The organism is Brevibacterium sp. H602, from assembly GCF_051172395.1.
GTDB lineage: Bacteria > Actinomycetota > Actinomycetes > Actinomycetales > Brevibacteriaceae > Brevibacterium.
This window is the reverse complement of record NZ_JBPIZD010000015.1, coordinates 1-21,284: the sequence shown is the minus strand read 5'-3', so window position 1 is coordinate 21,284 and position 21,284 is coordinate 1. Positions and strand designations below refer to the sequence as shown.

Annotated in this window: 18 protein-coding genes and 1 rRNA gene; 3 read left to right on the top strand and 16 right to left on the bottom strand. The window is 65.7% G+C overall.

Going from position 1 to position 21,284, the window contains the following annotated elements; genetic code table 11:
* Window positions 1–8 precede the first annotated feature (8 nt).
* The 12 genes from ACSBQT_RS12325 to ACSBQT_RS12270 are packed head-to-tail and all read right to left on the bottom strand — an operon-like array spanning window position 9 to window position 13,589.
* A complete protein-coding gene (locus ACSBQT_RS12325) occupies window positions 9–1,145 on the bottom strand; it encodes a group 1 glycosyl transferase (protein WP_410711588.1) in 1,137 nt (378 codons plus the stop codon).
* A gap of 33 nt (window positions 1,146–1,178) precedes the next feature.
* Complete coding sequence (locus ACSBQT_RS12320; protein WP_410711589.1) at window positions 1,179–2,327, bottom strand: glycosyltransferase family 4 protein; 1,149 nt, start codon at window positions 2,325–2,327, stop codon at window positions 1,179–1,181.
* Window positions 2,324–4,138 carry a murein biosynthesis integral membrane protein MurJ gene (murJ, locus tag ACSBQT_RS12315; protein WP_410711590.1) on the bottom strand — a complete coding sequence of 605 codons (1,815 nt, stop codon included), beginning with the start codon at window positions 4,136–4,138 and terminating at the stop codon, window positions 2,324–2,326. The genes ACSBQT_RS12320 and murJ overlap by 4 nt, the downstream gene beginning before the upstream one ends.
* Window positions 4,135–5,004, bottom strand: coding sequence for a hypothetical protein (locus ACSBQT_RS12310; RefSeq protein ID WP_410711591.1), 870 nt, complete (start codon window positions 5,002–5,004; stop codon window positions 4,135–4,137). The genes murJ and ACSBQT_RS12310 overlap by 4 nt, the downstream gene beginning before the upstream one ends.
* The gene (locus ACSBQT_RS12305; RefSeq protein WP_410711592.1) at window positions 5,001–5,993 is read right to left on the bottom strand and encodes a copper transporter; all 993 of its coding nucleotides are present in this window, start codon (window positions 5,991–5,993) and stop codon (window positions 5,001–5,003) included. Before ACSBQT_RS12305 ends, ACSBQT_RS12310 begins: the two co-directional genes overlap by 4 nt.
* On the bottom strand, window positions 5,986–7,224 hold the full coding sequence (steA, locus tag ACSBQT_RS12300) for a putative cytokinetic ring protein SteA (RefSeq protein ID WP_410711593.1): 1,239 nt from the start codon (window positions 7,222–7,224) through the stop codon (window positions 5,986–5,988). The genes ACSBQT_RS12305 and steA overlap by 8 nt, the downstream gene beginning before the upstream one ends.
* 15 nt (window positions 7,225–7,239) lie before the next feature.
* Window positions 7,240–8,943 (bottom strand): DNA repair protein RecN, encoded by a 1,704-nt coding sequence (gene recN, locus ACSBQT_RS12295; protein ID WP_410711594.1) that lies wholly within the window; start codon window positions 8,941–8,943, stop codon window positions 7,240–7,242.
* On the bottom strand, window positions 8,944–9,885 hold the full coding sequence (locus ACSBQT_RS12290) for an NAD kinase (protein WP_180345671.1): 942 nt from the start codon (window positions 9,883–9,885) through the stop codon (window positions 8,944–8,946).
* The gene (locus ACSBQT_RS12285; protein WP_410711595.1) at window positions 9,882–10,688 is read right to left on the bottom strand and encodes a TlyA family RNA methyltransferase; all 807 of its coding nucleotides are present in this window, start codon (window positions 10,686–10,688) and stop codon (window positions 9,882–9,884) included. Before ACSBQT_RS12285 ends, ACSBQT_RS12290 begins: the two co-directional genes overlap by 4 nt.
* Window positions 10,685–10,915, bottom strand: coding sequence for a hypothetical protein (locus ACSBQT_RS12280; protein WP_410711596.1), 231 nt, complete (start codon window positions 10,913–10,915; stop codon window positions 10,685–10,687). Before ACSBQT_RS12280 ends, ACSBQT_RS12285 begins: the two co-directional genes overlap by 4 nt.
* Window positions 10,912–11,889: an HAD-IIA family hydrolase gene (locus tag ACSBQT_RS12275; protein WP_410711597.1), complete on the bottom strand. Its 978-nt coding sequence runs from the start codon at window positions 11,887–11,889 to the stop codon at window positions 10,912–10,914. Before ACSBQT_RS12275 ends, ACSBQT_RS12280 begins: the two co-directional genes overlap by 4 nt.
* On the bottom strand, window positions 11,886–13,589 hold the full coding sequence (locus tag ACSBQT_RS12270) for a hypothetical protein (protein ID WP_410711598.1): 1,704 nt from the start codon (window positions 13,587–13,589) through the stop codon (window positions 11,886–11,888). Before ACSBQT_RS12270 ends, ACSBQT_RS12275 begins: the two co-directional genes overlap by 4 nt.
* Before the next feature lie 639 nt (window positions 13,590–14,228).
* Here ACSBQT_RS12270 and ACSBQT_RS12265 point away from each other — a divergent pair.
* Window positions 14,229–15,707 carry an aldehyde dehydrogenase family protein gene (locus ACSBQT_RS12265; RefSeq protein WP_410711599.1) on the top strand — a complete coding sequence of 493 codons (1,479 nt, stop codon included), beginning with the start codon at window positions 14,229–14,231 and terminating at the stop codon, window positions 15,705–15,707.
* A 48-nt stretch (window positions 15,708–15,755) separates the two neighbouring features.
* Window positions 15,756–17,318, top strand: a complete 1,563-nt coding sequence (locus ACSBQT_RS12260) for a GMC family oxidoreductase (protein ID WP_410711600.1) — start codon at window positions 15,756–15,758, stop codon at window positions 17,316–17,318.
* A gap of 138 nt (window positions 17,319–17,456) precedes the next feature.
* On the opposite strand, the gene ACSBQT_RS12255 is transcribed toward ACSBQT_RS12260, so the two are convergent.
* A complete protein-coding gene (locus tag ACSBQT_RS12255) occupies window positions 17,457–19,277 on the bottom strand; it encodes a BCCT family transporter (RefSeq protein WP_410711601.1) in 1,821 nt (606 codons plus the stop codon).
* A 232-nt stretch (window positions 19,278–19,509) separates the two neighbouring features.
* Window positions 19,510–19,716, bottom strand: coding sequence for a hypothetical protein (locus tag ACSBQT_RS12250; protein WP_410711602.1), 207 nt, complete (start codon window positions 19,714–19,716; stop codon window positions 19,510–19,512).
* A 123-nt stretch (window positions 19,717–19,839) separates the two neighbouring features.
* On the opposite strand from ACSBQT_RS12250, the gene ACSBQT_RS12245 reads away from it, so the two are divergent.
* Entirely contained in the window at window positions 19,840–20,376 is a 537-nt protein-coding gene (locus ACSBQT_RS12245; RefSeq protein WP_410711603.1) for a hypothetical protein, read from the top strand.
* A 207-nt stretch (window positions 20,377–20,583) separates the two neighbouring features.
* Here ACSBQT_RS12245 and ACSBQT_RS12240 read toward each other — a convergent pair whose 3' ends face one another.
* Together ACSBQT_RS12240 and rrf are read right to left on the bottom strand one after the other, a co-directional pair.
* On the bottom strand, window positions 20,584–20,979 hold the full coding sequence (locus ACSBQT_RS12240; protein ID WP_410711604.1) for a hypothetical protein: 396 nt from the start codon (window positions 20,977–20,979) through the stop codon (window positions 20,584–20,586).
* A gap of 184 nt (window positions 20,980–21,163) precedes the next feature.
* A 5S ribosomal RNA gene (gene rrf, locus ACSBQT_RS12235) occupies window positions 21,164–21,282 on the bottom strand.
* Window positions 21,283–21,284 lie beyond the last annotated feature (2 nt).

The following is a 21,284-nucleotide window of genomic DNA, read 5'->3' as shown; positions in this document are numbered from 1 at the left end:
AGTCCGGCTCACGAATCCGAGACGGCGTCGACCTCGGCGTACAGATCGAGCAGCGTCTCGGAGATCGCCGCACCGTTGCTCACGTCGATGACCCGCTTCTTTGCTGCCACAGCGGAGGTTCCGCGTCCGGCCGGGTCGTCGAGAAGATGATTGATCTCACGCAGCAGCGCTTCCGTGTCGTCGGCGGGAACGGCCTTCGCGGCCTCTCCCCAGATGCCGGCGCGGCGTTCGCTGCCGATGAAGACCGCGGGCTTCGACAGCTGCATGAGGTCTTCGTGGGACAGTCCCGTCATCGTCTCGCTGGCGATGACGACGTCCGAGGCGGCCGCGACATCGACGAGGTCTCCGGCCGGTGCCACGAGGACGCCGCGGTCGGCGAATTCGCGGGAGATCGTCGAACGGTCCTTGCCTGTGCCGGTGAGGACGAAGACGACCTTGCGGTCACGGCGACGCTGGTTGATCTGGTCGGCGGCGTCGAGGACCGTCGCCAGGGCAGTGTGGTCACGCAGCGCGATGGGGCTGGCGACCATCCAGGTGCCTTCGGACAGGCCGAGTTCGCGACGGACCTCGGCGCGCGGGGTGCGCACGGTGAGATCGACGTCGATGTCCGGGTGAACGAGTTCAGCGCGTTCGACGACCGGGACGCGGCCGCCGTAGTAGTCGACGACGGGTTCGGTCGTGCCGAGCACCGCGGTGGCCGTGCGGCCGACGATCTCGGCTCCGGTCTTCTCGATGACGTTCGCGGAGTCGAAGGATTCGATGGTGGCGACGACCTTCGGGTGCAGGCGGGCGGGCAGACCGGTGAAGGCCAGTCCGGCGAGCGTCGCCGCATGCAGTCCGTGCGCGTGGACGATGTCCACGTGCTGGTAGTACTTGTGAAGAGTGAAGGCGGTGTTGGGGTCGGCCATCGAGAAGCGTCTGCGTGCTGCGAGTTCGATCTCGCGGAATTCGCCGGCCAGTTCCTCAGGGACTCCGAAGGTGCCCAGCAGTGACCGGTGCGCGGCGACGGCGACCTTGTAACCGGCCCGGAGGTGACCGAGCACGGCGAGCTTCGCCACTTCGACGACGGGACCGGTGGTATCGGCGAGCACGTGCAGAATCCTCGTGTCTGCGCTCAGTGGGTTGACCTCGCCGGATTCGCTCATTTCCTCATCCTCTTCTTTCGTTCGACGCTGGTTCTAGCCTACCTGGGCAGGCACGAGTTCCGTGTAAAGACCTGCGAGTTCTCCGGCAACTTCCCTCTCATCGGGAAGCTCCGCTCCGCGTGCCCGGGCCCTGGCACCGAGTTCGGCGCGGCGGGCCGGATCGACGGCGAGTTCGGCCACGGCTGCGGCGAAGGCGGCATCGTCGTCGAGGTCGATCAGCATCCCCGCGTCGCCGACGAGTTCGGCGCTGCCGCCGGTGGCGGTGGCCACGATCGCCTTGCCGGAGATGAGCGCCTCCTGGAGCACGAGCGCCCGAGCCTCCCACACGCTGGTGAGTGCGTAGATGTCCGCAGCCGCCGCGAGTTCCGCGATGTCATCGCGGGGTCCGAGGAAATGCAGGGCCGGAACCGCCGAGGCGGCTGCGACGGCGTCGTACTGTGCGCGGACACCGGCGAGCACCTCCTCGTCGGCGGCACCGGCGATGAGGGCGACGATCTTGCCCTGCCGGTTCTCCTCGCCGAGGCGGGCGAGTGCGCGCACGAGCATCGGGTAGTTCTTCTGTTCGGCGACGCGACCGACGGCAAGCACGATGAGTGCCCCGGGATCGAAGTCGAATTCCTCGGCCAGTGCCGCACGCGTGGCGGCGGCCGCCTCGGTGGACACTTGGGTCACCTCGGGGGCGGCGGCGGGGAGGAACCGGGCGGTCTGTGCACCGAGTTCGCGGGCGCGGTCGACGAGGTCGGTGCTCGCGCCGAGGACGAGGTCGGCCCCGCGGGCGAGCATCGTCTCGACTCGGGTTTCGACCCGTCCGCGCAGTCCCTGTCCGCTGGCCTGGTTGTGGAGGCTGAGGACGAACTTCGGTCGGGTCTTCAGCGTGCGCAGGGTCAACAGGGTGATGAGCCCGGCGCGGAAGCCGTGGGCATGGACAATCTGCGGGGCGAAGCTGCGCAGCAGTGTGCGCTGTCTGCGGACAAGAGCGGCGTCGGAAACGCCGATTCCGGTGCCGAGTTCGAGGACGCCGAACCGGACTCCGGGCAGCAGCGAGAAGCCGAAGTGTTCGTCGGTGGCGGCCGGTCCGATGACGCCGATCTCATGTCCGGCGGCGGCGAGGTCACGGGCGAGTGCGTGCACGTGGGTGCCGACTCCCCCGGTCGAGGTGCCGATGGTGAAGACAATTCTCATGAGTCTTCCTCCCTGTCGGTGTCGCTGAACCTGTCGGTGTCGCTGGTTCTGTCGGTGTCGCTGGGTCCGTGGTCTCCATTGTGCGTGCCGGGTCTGCTGTCGGTGCTTGATGCAGCCGAATTCGCTTCGACGGCATGCACGGTCGTCTCGTCATTGACGACGGCCCGGTTTCGGTCGGCCAGCAGGCCGCGGACCTCGCCGAGGAACCCGCGGTCGACGACGAGCACGATGATTCCGAAGACGATGCAGCCGAGGAGGGCTGCGACGATTCCGGCGATGACCGCGGAGCTTGCCGAGTTGTCGAGGAGTCCCCCGAACCACTGCGAGGTCACGACCCCGGCGGTGCCTGCGACGACGGCGGACCCGAGCGCGAGCAGCGACCGACGTCCGACGAGAGCGAGTCCGGTGGGGCCGAGGACGCGGCGCATGTTCACGAGCAGGAACACTCCGGCGACGGTCATGCCCAGCACATATCCGCTGCAGATGCAGACGAGGGTCAGTCCGGGATTGCCGTTCGAGCCGGTGACGAGGATGGCTCCGACCATGCCGACGATGACGAGGATCCATCCCGTCGTCGTGGCGGCAGCCGAATAGCGGGAGCGTTCCACCGCGTAGAAGACACGGGTGCCCCACGCCACGAAGGACCACCCGGGCACGGCCAAGGCCATGACCATGATCGCCGTGGCCATGGAGTCGAAGGGTGCGGCGGATTCGCTTTCGGCGTCGATGGCGATGAAGAAGGTCTGCAGGGGGCCCGCGGCCGAGAGCAGGATGACGGCACCGAGTCCGCCGATGGCGATGATGAGCGCCGTCGTCGTCGAGGTCACCGACCGCATCCGCACCCCGGCTTCCGCACGTCTGTGCTCGGTCGCCTCGGGGTCGGTGGATCGTCCCACCCAGGTCGACAGGGTCGGGAAGACCACCGTCGCCACGGTCACGGCGAGCACCGCGTAGGGCAGCAGGTAGACGGCATTGATGTAGCTGAAGAGGACGAGCGTGCCGTCCCCACCGACATGGTTGGCCAGGCTCAGGGTTGCGAGCACGGCGGCCTGCTGGGCGAGCAGGGCCGACATTCCGGCTCCGGCCAGGCGCAGCGCACGGTGGGCGACTCCGGGTGGGAAGGAGAAGGTCGGACGCAGCTTCAGCCCGGTCGTGGCCATCGGCAGGGCGAGCGGCAGCGCGAGGGCTGCGACGCCGACGGTGGTGCCCCAGCCGAGCCAGCCGAGGTGGGTCTGCCAGGTATCGTCGCTGCCGCCGACGGCGTTGTAGGCGATATAGCTGCCGATGACGATGAGGCTGGACAGAAGCGGGGCGAACGCCGGCCACAGGAACTTCCGGTGGGCCTGCAGCACTCCGGTGAGCACGGCGCCGATTCCGTAGAGGACGAGCTGCGGGGAGAACATGAGCAGCAGCTCCACGGTCGCCTGCACTCCCGCGGCGCTCGTCTTCGTGTCGACGAGGATCCTCGCGATCTGCGGGGCGAACACGGCCAGCAGGATCGACAGGGGCAAGGTGACGCTTACCGCCCAGGTCAGCAGGCCGGAGGCGATGCGTCCGGCGGTCTCCCGGTCCGATCTGGCCAGCGGCACTGCAAGCAGCGGGATGACCGCGCCGGCCAGGGCACCTCCGGCGACGACCTCGAAGAGGATGTTCGGGACCTGGTTGGCACTCTGGTAGGCGGTGCCGACGGTGCCGGCGCCCACGTTTGCCGAGAACACCAGCCAGCGCAAGAAGCCGACCAGTCGGGTCAGCAGGGTGATGATCGATACGAGCAGCGCCGTGGAGGCGAGGACTCGAACGAGCTTGTTCACTTATCCTCGCGGCCGAACGAGTCGATCTCCCGCAGTCCCGGAGTCGATTCGATGACGGAGGTGAAGGAGACCTTCTCGCTGGCCAGGGTGAGCCCGGCGAGCACAGCGAGGATGAGGGTTCGCTGTGCCGGTGTGGCCGTTTCGGCGAGGATCACGCCGATCGCCGCTCCCAGAGCATTGGCTCCGGTGTCGCCGAGCATCGCATCACCGGCGAGGTCGTCGGGCCAGGCAGCCGCCGTGGCGCCGGCGATCGCTCCCGACGGTGCCCAGGACACGCGGCGATCGTGGTCGGTGAAGGCCAGGGTCAGTGCTCCGGCCTTGAGTGCCCGGCCGGGCCGCAGGTCGAGGAGGTTGAACAGGTTCGCAGAGCCCGCGATCACTCCCCCGGTGACGATGACATCCGCGGTGGCCGCGTACCAGGGTCGGTCAGAAGTTGAGTGCGTGGAGCCGAAGAGCCCGGACGGGCGGGTGCGGCTGCGCAGGATCGCGGCGGCCGCGATCGAGGCGAGCGGAATGCCGGTGACCTTGATGGCCCCGGTCGTGATCTCCCCGCGGGCCAGGGCCGACAGATGACCGCGCAGCCCTTTGGAGGATCCGGATTCGCAGAAGTCATCGACGGCACCGAGGCTGCCCGCCGCGGCCGTGGCCAACAGGGTCGCCGACCGCTGCCGAGTATCTTCGATGAGTAGGCTGCCGGCCACCAGTCCCGCCGCGACGGCAGGGCCTTCGGCGAGCGAGACGTCGTGTCCGGCGTGGTTGGTGCGCACCACGGAATCGTGGGTGCGCAGCCGTGATCTGAGCACGGCTTTCGTCGCGGCGAAGCCGGCGAGCCCGGCGACGGCGGTGCTGACGATGGAGCGGATCATTTCTCGTCTCCCTTCGAAGTGTCGTCGGACGACTTCTCTTCGATCTTGCCCGGCAGGATGCCTTCGGCGTCCTCGGCGAATCCGAAGTGACCGTGCTTTCCGGCTTCTCCGGAGGCCAGTGCTCGCACGGTGATGACGGGACCGGCGCCGAGGCCGAGCCCGTCGACGGTGCTGGCGCGGGACTTCTCCGTCCGCAGCACGTTGACGAGTCCGTTCTGCGCCGATCCGGCATCGCCGGCGACAACCACCGAGTTCGCTTCGGCGGTGAGTGCGGTGATGAAGTCGGTGACGAGGGTCCGGGTTCCCTTGTCGTCGGTGGCCTTCGGGCTGGGCTCGGTGTCCTCGGCCAGTTTCGAGTTCTCATCGTCGATGACGATGAACAGCGAAGTGGTCTTGTGGTCGGTGTCGGTGCGCAGACGGTCGGCTTCGACGAAGACGTCGTAGAGCTTCGCCGCCTGCTTCTCCGCATCGGCCTGATCGTCTTCGTCTTCGAGCATCGAGGCGTCACCGGTCAGGGCGATGACGAGGGCGGCGCGGATCGCGGTCGAGTCGTCCTTCGGCAGGTTCGGTACGACGGTGCGCAGCCGCTTGAGGAACTGGGTGGAATCATCGAGGCTGAGCGTGTTCGGCACGAACGACACGTCGCCGGCGATGGTGCCGTCGGCTTCCTTGACCCGGTTGCTGACCTCTTCGACCTGTTCGGAGTCAGCCTCGGGGGCGGCGATGATGCTCACCTCCTGCCCGTCGAGGGTGCCGTCGATGAGTTCCGGGGCCGCGGCGGTGACGAATTCGTTCTGCTTGTCGATATTGCCCTTGGCGGCGTCGAGGTCGGAGCGCAGGTTGTCGCGGTCCGAGCGCAGCGCGTCGACCTGGCTCTGCAGGGACTCCCCGATCGGTTCCTTCAGCGGTCCCGCACCGAGGACGATGCCGACGGCAAGGGCGAGGAACACCGAGACGAGGGAGACGAGGTGGTAGCGGAAATCAATCACTGGTCAGTCCTTGGATGAGTCCGGCGGAGTCGGTGGATGCTGCGGGGTCGCCGCCGAAGAGGGAGCCGATCCAGCCGAAGAGGCCGTCGAGTTGGGCGCCGATAAGGCCGAGGAAGGTCTGTCCGGCCGAGGTCGCGGTCATCGCCACACCGAGAGCGACGAGTCCGGCGATGATGAGCACGGCCAGCTGCAGGCTGGAGATGCGCTGCCGGTAGAGCAGGGACACGCCCTTGGCGTCGATGAGCTTCGAGCCCACACGCAGCCGGGTGATGAAGGTCGAGGCCATGCCCTTGCGGCCCTTGTCGAGGAACTCCATGACGGTGTCGTGGGTGCCCACGGCGACGATGAGCTCGGCACCCTTGTCATCGGCGAGCAGCATGGCGATGTCCTCGCTCGTGCCCGAGGCCGCGAAGGCCACGCATTCGACTCCGAGGGCTTCGACCCGCTCGGTGCCCGGGGCGGTGCCGTCGCGGTAGGCGTGGACGACGATCTCGGCGCCCGAAGTCAGGGCGGTGTCGGACACGGAGTCCATGTCCCCGACGATCATGTCCGGTCGGTAGCCGGCTTCGATGATGGCATCGGCTCCGCCGTCGACGCCGATGAGCAGCGGACGGTATTCGCGGATGTAGGAGGCCAGCATCGCCAGGTCCTCCTTGTAGTGGTACCCGCGGACGACGATGAGCACATGCCGGTCGGTGAACTTCGTCTTCACCTCCGGCACGACGAGTTCGGCCGAGAGCAGGTCGGAGTCCTTGCGGATGTATTCGATCGTGTTGTCGATGAAGTCCACGAGCACGGAGTTCATTCCGGCTTCGGCGGCGTGCATGTCCGCGGAGATCGTCTCCGACGTCTGCAGGACTCCCGTGGCCACCTCGGTTTCACCTGCGTACACGGTGGCGCCCTCGATGGAGATCTCGGCTTTCTCGTCGACCGCGTCGAAGATATCGGCTCCGGCGGCGTCGATGAGGGGGATGCCGGCGTCGACGATGATGCTCGGGCCGAGGTTCGGGTAGCGGCCGGAGATCGACTTGTCGGCGTTGATCACCGCGGCCGGCCGGCAGGCGACGAGGGCTTCGGCGGAGATGCGGTCGATGTCGGAGTGTTTGATGATGGCGATGTCGCCTGCTTGGAGGCGTTTCGTCAGATTCTTCGTGCGTCGGTCCAAGCGGGCAGGGGCGGGGCCGAACCTGGTCGGTGCGGTGAGGTTCTCACGGTGTCTGCGCACTTTCATGGTCCGCCCATTCTCTCATCTGCTGCCAACGCCGGCCTCCTTGACCTGCCGAGCGTTGTCGAGCAGTTCGGCCGCGTGGGCCTTCGCAGAGGCGGAGTCGTCCATGCCTGCCAACATGCGGGAGAGTTCGACGACGCGTTCTTCGTCGGTCAGTTCCTGCACGCCCGAGCGCACGGTCTCGGCGTCATCGTCCTTGACGATGGTCACATGGGTGTCGGCCCAGGCGGCGACCTGCGGCAGGTGGGTGACGACGATGACCTGGGCGTTCCGGGCGAGTTTGGCCAGCCGGCGGCCGATCTCCACGGCCGCTTTGCCGCCGACTCCGGCGTCGACTTCGTCGAAGACGTAGGTGGGGATGGATTCGCTGGCGGCTCTGACGACTTCGATGGCGAGCATGACACGGGAGAGCTCACCGCCGCTGGCGATCTTCGCGATGTCGTCGGGGATCGAGGATTCGTGGGCGGCGAAGGTCAGCCGGACGTCGTCGGCCCCGTGGGTGGTGGGTTCACGTTCAGAGATCTTGAAGGCGACCGTGGCTTTCGGCATCGACAGGGCGGTGAGTTCTTCGCTGACCGCTGCGGAGAATTCGTCCGCGGTGGCCTTGCGGATCTCGGTGAGCGCCGAGGCGGCCGCCTCCATGGTCTCGCGAGCCCCGTCGAGTTCGGCGTCGAGTCCGTCGAGGTCGCGGTCCTCGGCTTCGAGTTCGGCGAGCTCCGCGGCCGAGCGGGTTTCGAAGTCGAGGACTTCGGCGACGTCTTGGCCGTAGGGAGCCAGGGTGCCGAGTTCCGCGCGGCGTGCTTCGGTCTCTTCCAGCGAGGTTTCGCCGAGTTCGTCGAATCCGGAGAGGTAGGAGGACAGTTCCGCGGCGGAGTCGGACAGGCGCAGCACGGCGTCGCCGAGGGCTTCGCGGATGGTGACGAGTTCTTTGTCGGAGCCTTCGACATCGGCGATCGTGCTGATGGCCTGGTGGACGAGGTCGACGGCGGCGCCGGCATCGTCGATCTCGGAACCGAGCAGCAGGTCGTGGGCGGCGCCGACGGCGCGGGTGATCTCGGCGGCGGCGCCGAGTTTCGCCGACTGTGCGGCCAGGGTCTCGTCTTCGCCGGGTTCGGGGCGGACCTTGTCGATGGTCTCCAGGCAGCCGCGCAGCCACAGGATGCGTTCGCGGCGGGCGGCGGTGGAGTCTTTGATGCGGCTGACGCGGGCTTCGGTCTCGCGCCAGTTCTCGAAGGCGGCACGGTAACGGTCGGCCACCTCGGCGAGTGCAGTGCCACCGGCGGCGTCGAGAAGGTGACGCTGTTGGGCGGCGCCTTTGAGGCGCAGCTGTTCGGACTGGCCGTGGAGGGTGATGAGGTCTGAGGAGATGTCGGTGAGCACGGAGATCGGCACGGTGCGACCGCCGGCCGTGGCTCGGGCGCGGCCCTTGAGCGCGACGGTGCGGGAGATGATCGCTTCGTCGTCGGCGCTGCCGCCGGCCTCTTCGATGCGTTCGCGCACGGGTTCGGCCACATCGGTGAAGATGCCTTCGACTTCGGCTTTCTCTGCGCCTTTGCGCACGACTCCGGAGCCGACCTTGCGGCCCATGAGCAGGGACAGGGCGGAGACGAACATGGTCTTTCCCGCACCGGTCTCACCGGTGACGACGGTGAAGCCGGTGTCGAGTTCGACGGCGGCTTCGGCGATGACGCCGAGGTGGGAGATGCGCAGTTCGGAGATCATTCAGGCCTCCTTGATCGGTCCTCGCCAGCCGGAGACGGGCAGGCGGAACTTCGCGACCAGTCGGTCGGTGAAGGGGCCGGTGTGGAGGCGGGCGAGTCGGATCGGTGACTTCGAGCGGGTGGCTTCCACGCGGGCCCCGGACGGCAGTTCGAGGGCGCGGCGGCCGTCGCACCACAGCACGGCTGAGAATTCGGGGTTCATCTGGGAGATCTCCACGCCGAGGCGGGAGGTCGGGTTGACGACGAGCGGTTTGGAGAACAGGGCGTGGGCGGAGATCGGGACGAGGATGAGTGCTTCGACTTCGGGCCAGACGATGGGTCCGCCGGCGGAGAACGAGTACGCGGTCGAGCCGGTGGGGGTGGCGAGGATGACGCCGTCGCAACCGAAGGAGGACACGGGGCGGGCGTCGACGCCGAGGACGACGTCGATCATCCGGGATTTCGAGGTCTTCTCGATGGTTACCTCGTTGAGTGCCCAGGCATTGAAGATGTTCTCGCCTTCGTGCCACACGGACACGTCGAGCGCGAGCCGCTCCTCGACGGAATAGTCACGTTGGGAGGCGCGGTGGACCGCCTCGGCGAGGTCTTCCTTCTCACTTTCGGCGAGGAAGCCGACATGGCCCAAGTTGATGCCCATGAGCGGGGCACCGGACCCGTGGAAGCGTTCGGCGGCGCGCAGGATCGTGCCGTCGCCGCCGAGGACGATGACGAGTTCGCAGGCGTTCTTCCACTCACCGAGTTCGGAGGGGTCGATGATGACGCAGTGGTTGAGGATGGGTTCGTCGTCGACGGCCTCGGCCTGACGGGCGCGGATGCCGACGATCTCGTCGGAGAGGACGACGGGGGTGACTCCGTCGTCGAGGAGGGCCTTGAACACGCTGACGGCGGCCACGGCCGACTCATCACGTTGGGGGTGCAGCAGCACCATGATGTGTCTGGTCACGACTCTCCTCTCATCATTTCGTCCAGGTGGGCGGGGATGTCTGCTTGATCGAGCCTATCGGACTGGTGATGTGTTCGGCCTGGGCGAACACGCAGGAAGTACTCTCGGTTCCCGCTGGGGCCCGGCAGCGGTGAGGGTGCGATGTCGGTGACGCGTCCGGCGTGTTGTCTCACGGCGTCGAGGACGGAGTCGATGGCACGGCGGCGTTTCTCCCTGCTGGCGACGACGCCGTGTTTGTCCAGCGATGCTCGTGCCAGTTCGAATTGGGGTTTGACCATGAGGAGGAGTTCCCCCGTCGCGGCGGTCGCGGCCAGCAGCGGTCCGATGAGCAGGCGCAGAGAGATGAAGGAGACGTCGGCGACGACGAGGTCGACGGTCGGCACGTCGGAGTCGGTCAGTTCGCGGAGGTTGAGTCCTTCGCGGACGTGGACGCGCGGGTCGTCGCGGAGGACAGTCGCGAGTTGATCGTGGCCGACGTCGACGGCCCAGACGTGTGCGACACCGTGATGGAGGAGGACTTGGGTGAAGCCTCCGGTGGAGGCGCCTGCATCGAGGGCTGTCAGATCATTGAGTCGGTCGGTGAGGTCGAAAGCCTCGAGCGCGCCGAGGAGTTTGTGGGCGCTGCGGGCGACCCAGGGGTCGGGTTCGGTGACGGAGACATCGTCGGTGGCTCTCACGTCTTGGGAGGCCTTGGTCGCGGTGCGGCCGTTGACGCTGACGCGACCGGCGGCGATTTCGCGGGCGGCGCGAGAGCGCGAGTTCAGCAGCCCGCGATCGACGAGTGCCCGGTCGAGTCTGCTCACAAGGAGCCCACCTGCGCGTCGAGGTCGCCCAGCAGGGAGTTGAGAAGTTCGTGCCGCTCGGCCGCCGGTGCTTCTTTGGCCTCGGCGAGGCTGGACCGCCAGGTCTCGATCGGCACGTCCCCGCTCACCGAGGCGGGCGTCGGGGCAGAAGCAGGGCCGAGTATCGAAGTCGAGTTCGTGCCGGGAGTCGTTCCGGGTCCTGGGCCGGGTGTCGGGGTCTCGCTCATTCGTCCCCTCCGATCCGGCGGGGCAGGCGTCCTTCAGCCAGGACCGTCTCGGCGTCGGTGTCCACCGCATCGATGGCTGCCCAGACTCGGCGGAGTTCGGCTTCGATCCGTGCGGACTCGCCGCGGTCGGTGCCGGTGATGAGCGCTTCGAGTCCGCGCAGATTCGGCAGGATGAACGTCGGTCGACGCTCCGGGCCGGCACGCAGGGCATCGTGGATGTCGTGGATTCCGGTGAGGACGAGGGCGGTGTCGATGCCGGCGGCACAGCCGCCTGCGATATCGGTGTTGAGGCGGTCGCCGACCATGAGGGGCCGGTGCGCGCCGAGGCGGCCGGCTGCGAAGTTCATCATGTGCGGTGCAGGTTTGCCGACGATGACTGGGGCGGCGTCGGTGAGTCGGGCGATGAGATCGACGAAGGCACCGTTGCCGGGGACTTTCCCGGTTTCTGTGAGGAGGGAGAAGTCGGGGTTGCTCGCCCACCATTCGGCGCCCGAGCGGATGATTTCGCAGGTGCGGACGATCTTCGCGTAGTCGATCTCCGGGTCGAGTCCCTGAGCGACGGCAACGGGTGACGCGTCGAGTGAGTCGGTGATCTCGAGACCCGCCTCTTCGAGTGCGACCCGCAGTCCGGTCGTGCCGAGGAGGTGGACGCGGGCGCCCGGCCCGAAACGTTCGGCTAAGCGTTCGGCGAGCACCTGCGCCGAGGTGGTCACTTCGTCCGCAGAGGCGTCGACGCCCATTCCGGTGATCTTCTCGGCGGTGGCTGCGGCCGTGCGAGTGGCGTTGTTCGTGACGTAGTTGACCGGGATCGACTGGGAGTGGAGCCAATTGATGCCGTCGACGGCGCCATCGACGGCGTGGGTGCCGTGGTAGACGACTCCGTCCAGGTCGAACAGGACGCAGTCGATGGGCGTGCCCGATGATTCGGGCAGGCGCCCATCTGCTGAGTTGTGCTGTTCGGCGGTCAGTGTCACTGCTCTCCGTCGGCCTCGGCTGCTGTTGCGTCGGGCTCGGAGCCTGTGTCGGCGTCGGCTTCTGCATCGGCGAGGATCTCGTCGAGTTCGGCTTCGATCTCATCGTCGGAGACCTTGACCGACTTCAGTTCCTTTGCCGAGACATGTGTCTTCGACTTCGGCGCTGCGGCTGGAGCCTCGGTGTCGGCCCCAGCTTCTGCTCCCTCCGCGGAAGCGTCAACAGCGTCGGATTCCACCTGCGGCTCCTCGGCTTCGGCGGCTTCGGGCTCGTCCTCGACTTCTTCCACCGTTTCGATTTCGACGCCGGCGTTGAGGTCGGGCTCTTCGTCGCCGAAGAGGGTGCCGGTCGCCTTGGCGGTCCGGCGGGAGAGCTCTTCGTACTTGTCGGCGAGTTCCGTTTCGCCGTCGATGCGCAGCACCTCGGCGTAGGCGGCCATGAGACGGACCAGTCCGCCGCCGGGCTTCTGGGTGAAGTCCTCGGCTTCGATGAGTCGGCGCGCACCGGCGATGTCGTCGAGGTCGGACTTGGCGCCGGCCGCGACGATGACGAGTTCGGTGCGGGTGTCGTTGTCGAGGTCGAGCTCTTCTGCGTTCTTCAGCAGCTCGATGGCCTTCTCGGGCTTGCCGCGACCGCGTTCGGCGTCGGCGATCAGCGCGATGTTGTCATTCGAACCGGAGATGCGGCGATGGGTGCGCAGTTCGCGGACGGCTTCGTCATAGTTCTCCACGTAGTACGCGGCGATGCCGAGTGCTTCGCGGACGACGGCGACACGACCGGCGCGGGCCATAGCGGCCTTGGCGTGTTCGTGGGCGCGTTCCGGGTCGAGGTCGAGCAGCCCGCCTGCGGCGACGAGGTGCTTGGCGACCATGTCGGCGTTCTCTTTGTCGAGGGAGCGCAGCTGTGACGAGATCTCTTTGTCGAGTTCACGGCCGGTGACGCCCTCGGGAATCTCGGGTTCCTGAATGCGCGGACGGCGGGCACGCTGTTCGCGTGCGTAGTCGCCGGTGTCGGTCTTGCGGGATGCACGGCGGTCGTTGTCGTTGCGACCGTAGCCGCCGCGGCCTCCGCGGTTGTCGTCCCGTCGGTTTCCGCGGTAGCCGCCTCGGCGGTCGTCATCGTCACGACGATCACGGTTGAAGCCGCCTCGGCGGTCGCCATCGTTCCGGCGGTTGCCCTGGTAACCACCGCGACGATCATCACCATCACGGCGGTCCCGGTTGAAGCCGCCCCGACGATCATCATCGTTCCGACGATTGCCCTGATAGCCGCCTCGGCGGTCGTCACCGTCGCGACGGTCACGGTTGAAGCCGCCCCGACGATCATCATCGTTGCGACGGTTACCTTGGTACCCACCTCGGCGATCGTCGTCATTGCGACGGTTACCCTGATACCCACCGCGACGGTCATCGTCATTACGACGATTGCCTTGGTACCCGCCACGACGGTCGTCGTCGTTGCGACGGTTACCTTGGTACCCACCTCGGCGATCATCACCATCACGGCGATCTCGGTTGAAGCCGCCCCGACGATCATCATCGTTGCGACGATTGCCCTGGTAGCCGCCCCTGCGGTCGGACTGGCGTGGCCCGCGGCCGTCCCGGTTGTCCGGTCGACGGTTGCGATTGTTGTCGCGATCTGAGCGGTGACCGCCATCTGCGCGGCGGTTGTCCTGGCTGTCTCGCGAATCCCCTTGGGCCACGATTCTCCCTATGAAGTCTTTTCGGTGTTCCGCTATATTCTAGTCCACTCACCGCCTCGTCGCCGTGTGGGCGGGGACACGTCAGCACCTCGATTCCCCTCAGCACCGTGCCCGCTGTTCTATGGGTCAACGCCCAGGTCACCGCCTCAGCACTCTGTTAGAATCAAGGCGAATCCAGTGGAACGGCCGACGGCAATCGAAGAGGTTCGGCGGCAGCGGATGTCCGCGCCGCCTCGACACCAGGGGACGAATGACACCTGACGTGGAAACTCATTGTGCGGATGACGGATGTCTCCGCGATTCCACGATCAGAATTTCCGGCCCAGTTGCCTGCCCGTCCCCCAGCGCGGTTAGCGCCTGCCTGTCCCCCAGTGCAGCCGCCGTCCCTCGCCACGTGATGACCAAGATCACTTGCCGGTGTGACCAGCATCATTCGATTGCGCATTCGGCCCCTGACTTCGCCTATTGTGATTGCCGGAAGCATGTGCATGAATGCCGCCGGAGCAGTTCGAGTCGCAGGTCAAACGGCAGTTCCGCGGCAGTTCGGAAACTCCCCGACACCTCAGGCTCCACTGCCGCGACTGCGCGTTCGGCCCTTCAGATCGCACAACCGTTCACCCGCTAGGAATAGGAGAAATCGTGCCAAACACACTCTTCATCGACGGACAGTGGGTTTCAGCCGTCAACGGTGGAACCCGAAAGATCCATAACCCGGCCGACGGCAGCTTCGTCGCCGAGGTGGACGAAGCCAGCCCCGAAGATACCGAGCTGGCGATCAAGGCCGCTCGCCGTGCCTTCGACTCCGGCGTCTGGTCCTCCGTCCCCGCCAGCGAACGCGGCGATCTGCTGCTGAAGTTCGCCGCCGCTCTGCGTGAGCGCAAGGACGAATTCGCGCGTGCCGAGTCCCTCGACACCGGCAAGCGCTTCGTCGAATCGCAGATCGACATGGACGACATCGCGAACTGCTTCGATTACTTCGGCAAGCTCGCGGCAAACGATGCCGGCCGCGTCGTCGACGCCGGCACCGACACCGTGGCGTCGAAGATCGTGCACGAGCCCGTCGGCGTCTGCGCGCTCATCACCCCGTGGAACTACCCGCTGCTGCAGGCCGCGTGGAAGATCGCCCCGGCCATCGCCGCCGGCAACACCTTCATCCTCAAGCCTGCCGAGCTCACCCCGCACACCGCGATCCTCACCATGCAGGTGCTCGAAGAGCTCGGTCTGCCGGCCGGAGTCGGCAACCTCATCCTCGGTGCGGGCGCCGATGCCGGTGCCCCGCTGTCGACGCACGAGGACATCGACATGGTCTCGTTTACCGGTGGCCTCGTCACCGGTCGCCTGCTGTTCCGCAACGCCGCCGACTCGATCAAGAAGATCGCCCTCGAACTCGGCGGCAAGAACCCGAACGTCATCTTCGCCGATGCCGACTTCGATGCGGCTCTGGACAATGCTCTCAACGGCGCTTTCGTCCACTCCGGGCAGGTGTGCTCGGCCGGTGCCCGACTCATCGTCGAGGAATCCATCGCCGAGGAGTTCGTCAACCGCCTTGTCGAGCGTGCCGAGCAGATCCGACTCGGCGGACCCTTCGACGAGAACGCCGAGACCGGTCCCCTCATCTCCGCAGCACACCGCGATAAGGTGCACGCCTATGTGGAGAAGGGCATCGCCGAGGGTGCGCGTCTGCGCTGCGGCGGCAAGTTCGGCGAGGGTGACCTGGAGAACGGGTTCTACTACCTGCCGACCGTGCTCGACCAGGTCAAGCGCGGAATGTCGGTCGTCTCCGACGAGGCTTTCGGTCCCGTCGTCACCGTCGAGACCTTCTCCACCGTCGATGAGGCTGTCGAGATCGCCAATGACACCTACTACGGTCTGGCCGGAGCGGTGTGGAGCCAGGATGCGGGCAAGACCCAGCTGGTCGCTCAGCGTCTGCGCCACGGCACCATCTGGATCAACGACTTCCACCCCTACCTGCCGCAGGCCGAATGGGGCGGTTACAAGCAGTCCGGCTTCGGGCGCGAGCTCGGACCCACGGGTCTGGCCGAGTACCAGGAAGCCAAGCACATCTATCAGAACCTCGAGCCGGCAGTCACCGGCTGGTTCCCCGATCACTCCAAGTGATCCGCCGCAGCCTGTAGACGCATACCTCAGTACAAGGAGAGATGAACAGTGAAAACTACTCATAGCTTTGATTACGTCGTCGTCGGCGGCGGCTCTGCCGGCGCAGCGGTCGCGGCCCGGCTGAGCGAGGACCCCGAAGTCACCGTCGGACTCCTCGAGGCCGGCCCCACTGACACGGACAAGGACGTCGTCCTCGAGCTCAACCGCTGGATGGAGCTCCTCGAATCCGGCTACGACTGGGACTACCCGATCGAAGAGCAGGAGAACGGCAACTCGCACATGCGCCACGCCCGCGCCAAGGTGCTCGGCGGCTGCTCGTCCCACAACTCGTGCATCGCCTTCTGGGCTCCGCGCGAGGATCTCGATGAGTGGGAAGAGAAGCACGGTGCAGCCGGATGGGGTTCGAAGGACACCTTCGGCCTGTACAAGAAGCTCGAGAACAATGAGCTGCCCGGCGACCACCACGGCCACGACGGCCCGGTCCGTCTGATGAACGTGCCCCCGGTCGATCCCTGTGGTGTCGCGCTCCTCGACGCCTGCGAGCAGGCCGGCATCCCTCGCGTGCAGTTCAACGAGGGTCAGACCGTCATCAACGGTGCGAACTTCTTCCAGGTCAACCGCAAGGATGACGGCACCCGGTCGTCCTCCTCGGTGTCCTACCTCCACCCGATCCTCGATCGTGAGAACCTCACGATCCTCACCGATACTCAGGCCAAGGAGCTCGAGTTCGACGAGGACGACAACTGCACGGCTGTGCTCGTAGTCAACAATGCCTTCGGCAAGACCAACCGGATCGAGGCGAAGAAGGAAGTCATCGTCTCCTCCGGCGCGATCAACACCCCGCAGCTGCTCATGCTCTCGGGCATCGGTCCGAAGGCCCACCTCGCCGAGGTCGGCATTGAGGCTCGCGTGGATTCGCCGGGAGTCGGCGAGCACCTGGGCGATCACCCGGAGGGCGTCATCTCCTGGGAGGCCAAGAAGCCGATGGTCGAGGATTCCACCCAGTGGTGGGAGATCGGCATCTTCTCCCCCACCGAGGAGGGCCTCGATCGTCCGGACCTGATGATGCACTACGGCTCGGTGCCCTTCGATATGCACACCCTGCGTCAGGGTTACAAGACCTCGGAGAACTCCTTCTGCCTCACCCCGAATGTCACTCATGCGAAGTCGCGCGGCACCGTGCGCCTGCGCTCGAAGGACTTCCGTGACAAGCCGAAGGTCGATCCCCGCTACTTCACCGACCCGGAGGGCCATGACATGCGCGTCATGGTCGCCGGCATCAAGAAGGCCCGCGAGATCGTCTCCCAGGACGCCATGTCCGAGTGGGCCGGCGAGGAGCTGTTCCCCGGCAAGGACGTCCAGACCGACGAGCAGATCGCCGACTACATCACCCGCACCCACAACACCGTCTACCACCCGGTCGGCACGGTGCGTATGGGAGCTGCCGATGACGAGATGTCGCCGCTGGATCCGCAGCTGCGAGTCAAGGGCGTCAATCGTCTGCGCGTCGTCGACGCCTCGGCGATGCCGGAAATCACCACGGTCAACCCGAACATCACCGTGATGATGATGGGCGAGAAGTGCGCGGAGATGATCAAGAACGGGCAGTGATCTGACCCGATCGTCTGAATCCCCGATCACCGAGGCGGCCCAGCGCTGATTCGATGACCTGAGTGGGAACTTCGGCCCAGACCCGAAACGAAGGGGGCGCTGCGATCGCAGCGCCCCCTTCGTCATGCCCGAGCTCGGTCAGCCGCCGCAGTCGGTGTCGGCGTCGCCGCCCTTACCTTGACCGTGGCTGGTCGCACGGCTGCCCGTGCGGCTGGCCAGCGTCCCCTCACGGCGTCCCTTCTTCTCGCGAGGGATTTCGACATAGGGGTCACGGAACTTCGGTGCCGGTTCGACTGCTTCGGGTTCGGTGACGACCTCCTCATCATCGTCGTATTCGTGGCCGAACTGTTCGTCTCCGCCCTGTCGGCGTTCGACCTCCTCGGGTGGCAGGACCTTCTTCCAACGGCGCATGCGCACCCGCGGCAGAACGCCCGCATCCTCGCGCAGGGCTCGCATGAGAGCGTAGATCTGGAAGTAGGCGATGATGAAGAACGGCAGCCCGACGAGGATGATCGTCGACTGCAGCGCTTCGAGTCCGCCGGAGCCGGAGAACACGAGCAGTGCCGCAGTGACGACGGCGACGGCAAGGGCCCAGAAGATGCGCTGCGGCAGCGGGTTGAAGTCTTCGTGACCGTTGTTCATCGTGTCGACGACGAGCGCCGCGGAGTCCACCGAGGTGACGAAGAAGATCACCACGAGGACGATTGCGATCACCGACACGGGCCCTGCCAGCGGGTAGTGGTCGAGGAACGCGAACAGCGCTCCCGGGATGTCTCCCTGATCGACGACTCGGTCGACCAGTCCTCCGCCTTGGTTGAGCTCGATGTCGAATGAGGCGTAGCCGAAGATGCCGAACCACAGGATCGAGAAGGCGGAGGGGATGGCGAGCACGCCGATGACGAACTGGCGGATGGTGCGTCCGCGGGAGATGCGGGCGATGAAGATGCCGACGAACGGCGACCAGGTGATCGTCCACGCCCAGTAGAAGACCGTCCAGGTGTTCTGCCAGCCGGTGTTGGCGAATGTGTCGTTCCACAGCGCGAGTTCGGGCAGCTGTTGGATGTAGGTGCCGAGAGATTCGAAAACGCCCTTGGCCATGAACAGCGTCGGGCCGAAGACGACGATGAAGACGAGCAGCAGCACAGCCACGACGATGTTGAGGTTCGACAGGACCTTGATGCCTTTGTCGAGGCCCAGCGAGACCGAGATCGTGGCGAGTCCGCAGACGACGCCGATGATGATCAGCTGCCACAGAGCGTTCTCGGGGATGCCGATGACCTGGGCGAGACCGCCGTTGATCTGCAGCGTGCCCAGACCGATCGAAACGGCGATGCCGAAGACGGTGCCGATGATGGCGACGACATCGATTGTCTTGCCGATGGGACCGTGGATCTTCTCACCGAGGATGGGCTGGAAGATCGAGCTCACGCGCGGCGGCAGGTTCCTCTTGTGGATGAAGTAGGCGAAGCACAGCGCGGGCAGGGTGAAGATCGCCCAGGTGTGCAGGGTGAAGTGATAGTACGTGAAGTTCATGGCATCGACCGCGGCAGCAGGCGTGCCCGGTTCGATGCCGAGGGAAGCCCGCGGTGGATCGCCGAAGTGGCTGACGGGTTCGGCAACGCCCCAGAACATGAGGATCGAGCCGATGCCGGCGGCGAAGAGCATGGCGAACCAGGCGCCGTTGGAATGCTCCGGCGGTTCGTCGTCAGGGCCGAGTTTCGCTCGCCCGTAGCGGGAGGCGGCGATGTAGATGAGGAACGCGACGAAGACGGTGACGCCGAGGATGTAGAACCAGCCGAGGTTCGTCAGCAGCCAATCCGAGGCGACCGAGACGCCTGCGTCGAGCTGATCGGTGAAGAAGATCGTCCCGAGGACGAAGATGATGATCACGGCCGCTGAGGAGAAGAAGATGGCCGGGTTGGTGCGGAGTCGAAGTGCGTCGTGCAGCTTATCGAGCATGGGGTGCCTTCCTTAGGATCTTGCCGTACACACTACAGAAGCATCAATCGATTTCAACGCAACCGCTTGTCACGAATACGTCTCGCTGCGCGCGAGCGAGAACCCGCGCGGAGGCGGCCTTCCCATGCGAATCACGATCGCTTGCAGTGCCCGGAGGTCCGAGACCAACGAGACGGTGCCCGAACCGTGGGTGGTTCGGGCACCGTCTCATCTGACTCTAGCCGACGATGTGTCAGTGCCTCGGAGCTTCGGGGTCCCCTCCGTCATCGAGCGGATCCACCCTCCGATCGCCGCGAGCGTATGGGTCTTGAGTGCCGCGTTGGCCGACTCGAGGATCGTACTCCTCGGCCAGCGGTTCCTCGGCGTGGGGCCGGACTCCGTTTTCCGGCGGCTGTTGGTCCGCGCGGATGTCCTGCTCCGCGTACGGATCGCGGCGCACGGGTTCCTGAGGGCCAGGCTGGTCCGGACGCGGCGCGTCCTGCCGAGCAGGCTGTTCGGCATAGGCGTCATCACGATAACCATGATGGTCCTGACGAGGTGCGTCCGGCCGTACATGCGGTTCATGGCGTACATCGGTTCGCTGTACCGGTTCGTCAGGCCGCCGCCCGGTCTGCGGTGCGGTTTCGTCGGGACGGTGCTCAGTCTGGTGGTTCGCCGACATCCCATGAGCCCCAGCCGCCCCAGCCGGACCCGAGTTGTCTGCACGACGAGCGTCATCGGCACCACGAGGTGTATCCGGGTCCAGTTCGTCGGCATGTTTCAACCTGCGGTCGTGCTCGAGCCGTTCGGCTTTCACAGCTTCTTCGCGTTTCGCAGCCTGAGAATCCAGCTGCTCGGCCTGTGCCGCCTGACGATCAGCTTCAGCAGCTCGAGCATCGGCTTCGGCTTTTGCGCGCTTTGCCTCTGCCCTCTGTTTCTCGACTTCGGCCTCTCGAGCACGAACATCATGTTCGGATTCGGCAGCTTCCTGTCGAATCTGGGCGGCCTCTTGCCGCTGGTGTTCGCGCTTCTTCGCCGTCGCCTTTCGGCTGACTGCGATGATGATGCCGACGATGATCAGAACCACGACAATGGCGACGACGATCCAGATGATGGTTGATGCGTTCATGCGGTCTCTCCCTTGCTGTCTATTCGGATGTCGCTATTCACTTGCATCCGGCGCAGCGGACAACTTCATCGTGACATGCAACACAAATATGGACAAGCATTTGAGCTTCGGTGGGAGAACGCGTCGCCTACCATCCGGAAGGGATCTCCTCAGGACGACACCGGGTTGAAAGACGTCATTGGACTGTCTGGACGAAAGTCAGATCGGGTTGCCGCGTTCCATCAGTTCCATGACGATCCACTTGGCCAGAACCTCCGGATCGACCGTGAGCATATGCGGCAGACGCAGCGTCCGCCGGCGGTCAGGCGTATCGGGAGTTCTGATGCTCACATCGATATACGAGCTGACGTTCACCTTGGTGATGTGGACTTCGAGAATACGGGCCCATGGCACGCCGCCTTCGGGGAATCCGTCCACGGCGGCCCACAGACCGAAGTTGTTGACGATCACCTGTGGTGAGGGCGGGGAGGAACGGCGCAGCCCGAGAAAACCGGCAGGATTACGCAGAAACTGCTTCGTCCGATTGAACCCGATCGCAACCTCGCCGTCGCGAGCAAGCTCGGCTCTGAGAGCGTCAATTGTCTTCGTCTCCATACCTTCCTCCCATTTACTACCTGACGGGGGCCCAGCTACCTGGCGCCAGGTTGCTGCGCCCCCGTCAGGTAGCACCAAGCACACCCATCACACCCACCCACGAAAACAAACAACCCACATGTGAATAAAAGAAGAGGCCCTGCCCCTGACCCGAAGATCAGAAGCAGAGCCTCTCAACAAAATATTGCGGCAGTCACTTACTCTCCCACAACCACCAAGTTGCAGTACCATCAGCGCGAATGGGCTTAGCTACCGGGATCGGAACGGTTAACCGGGCGTTTCCCCACCACTATCACCACCGCAAA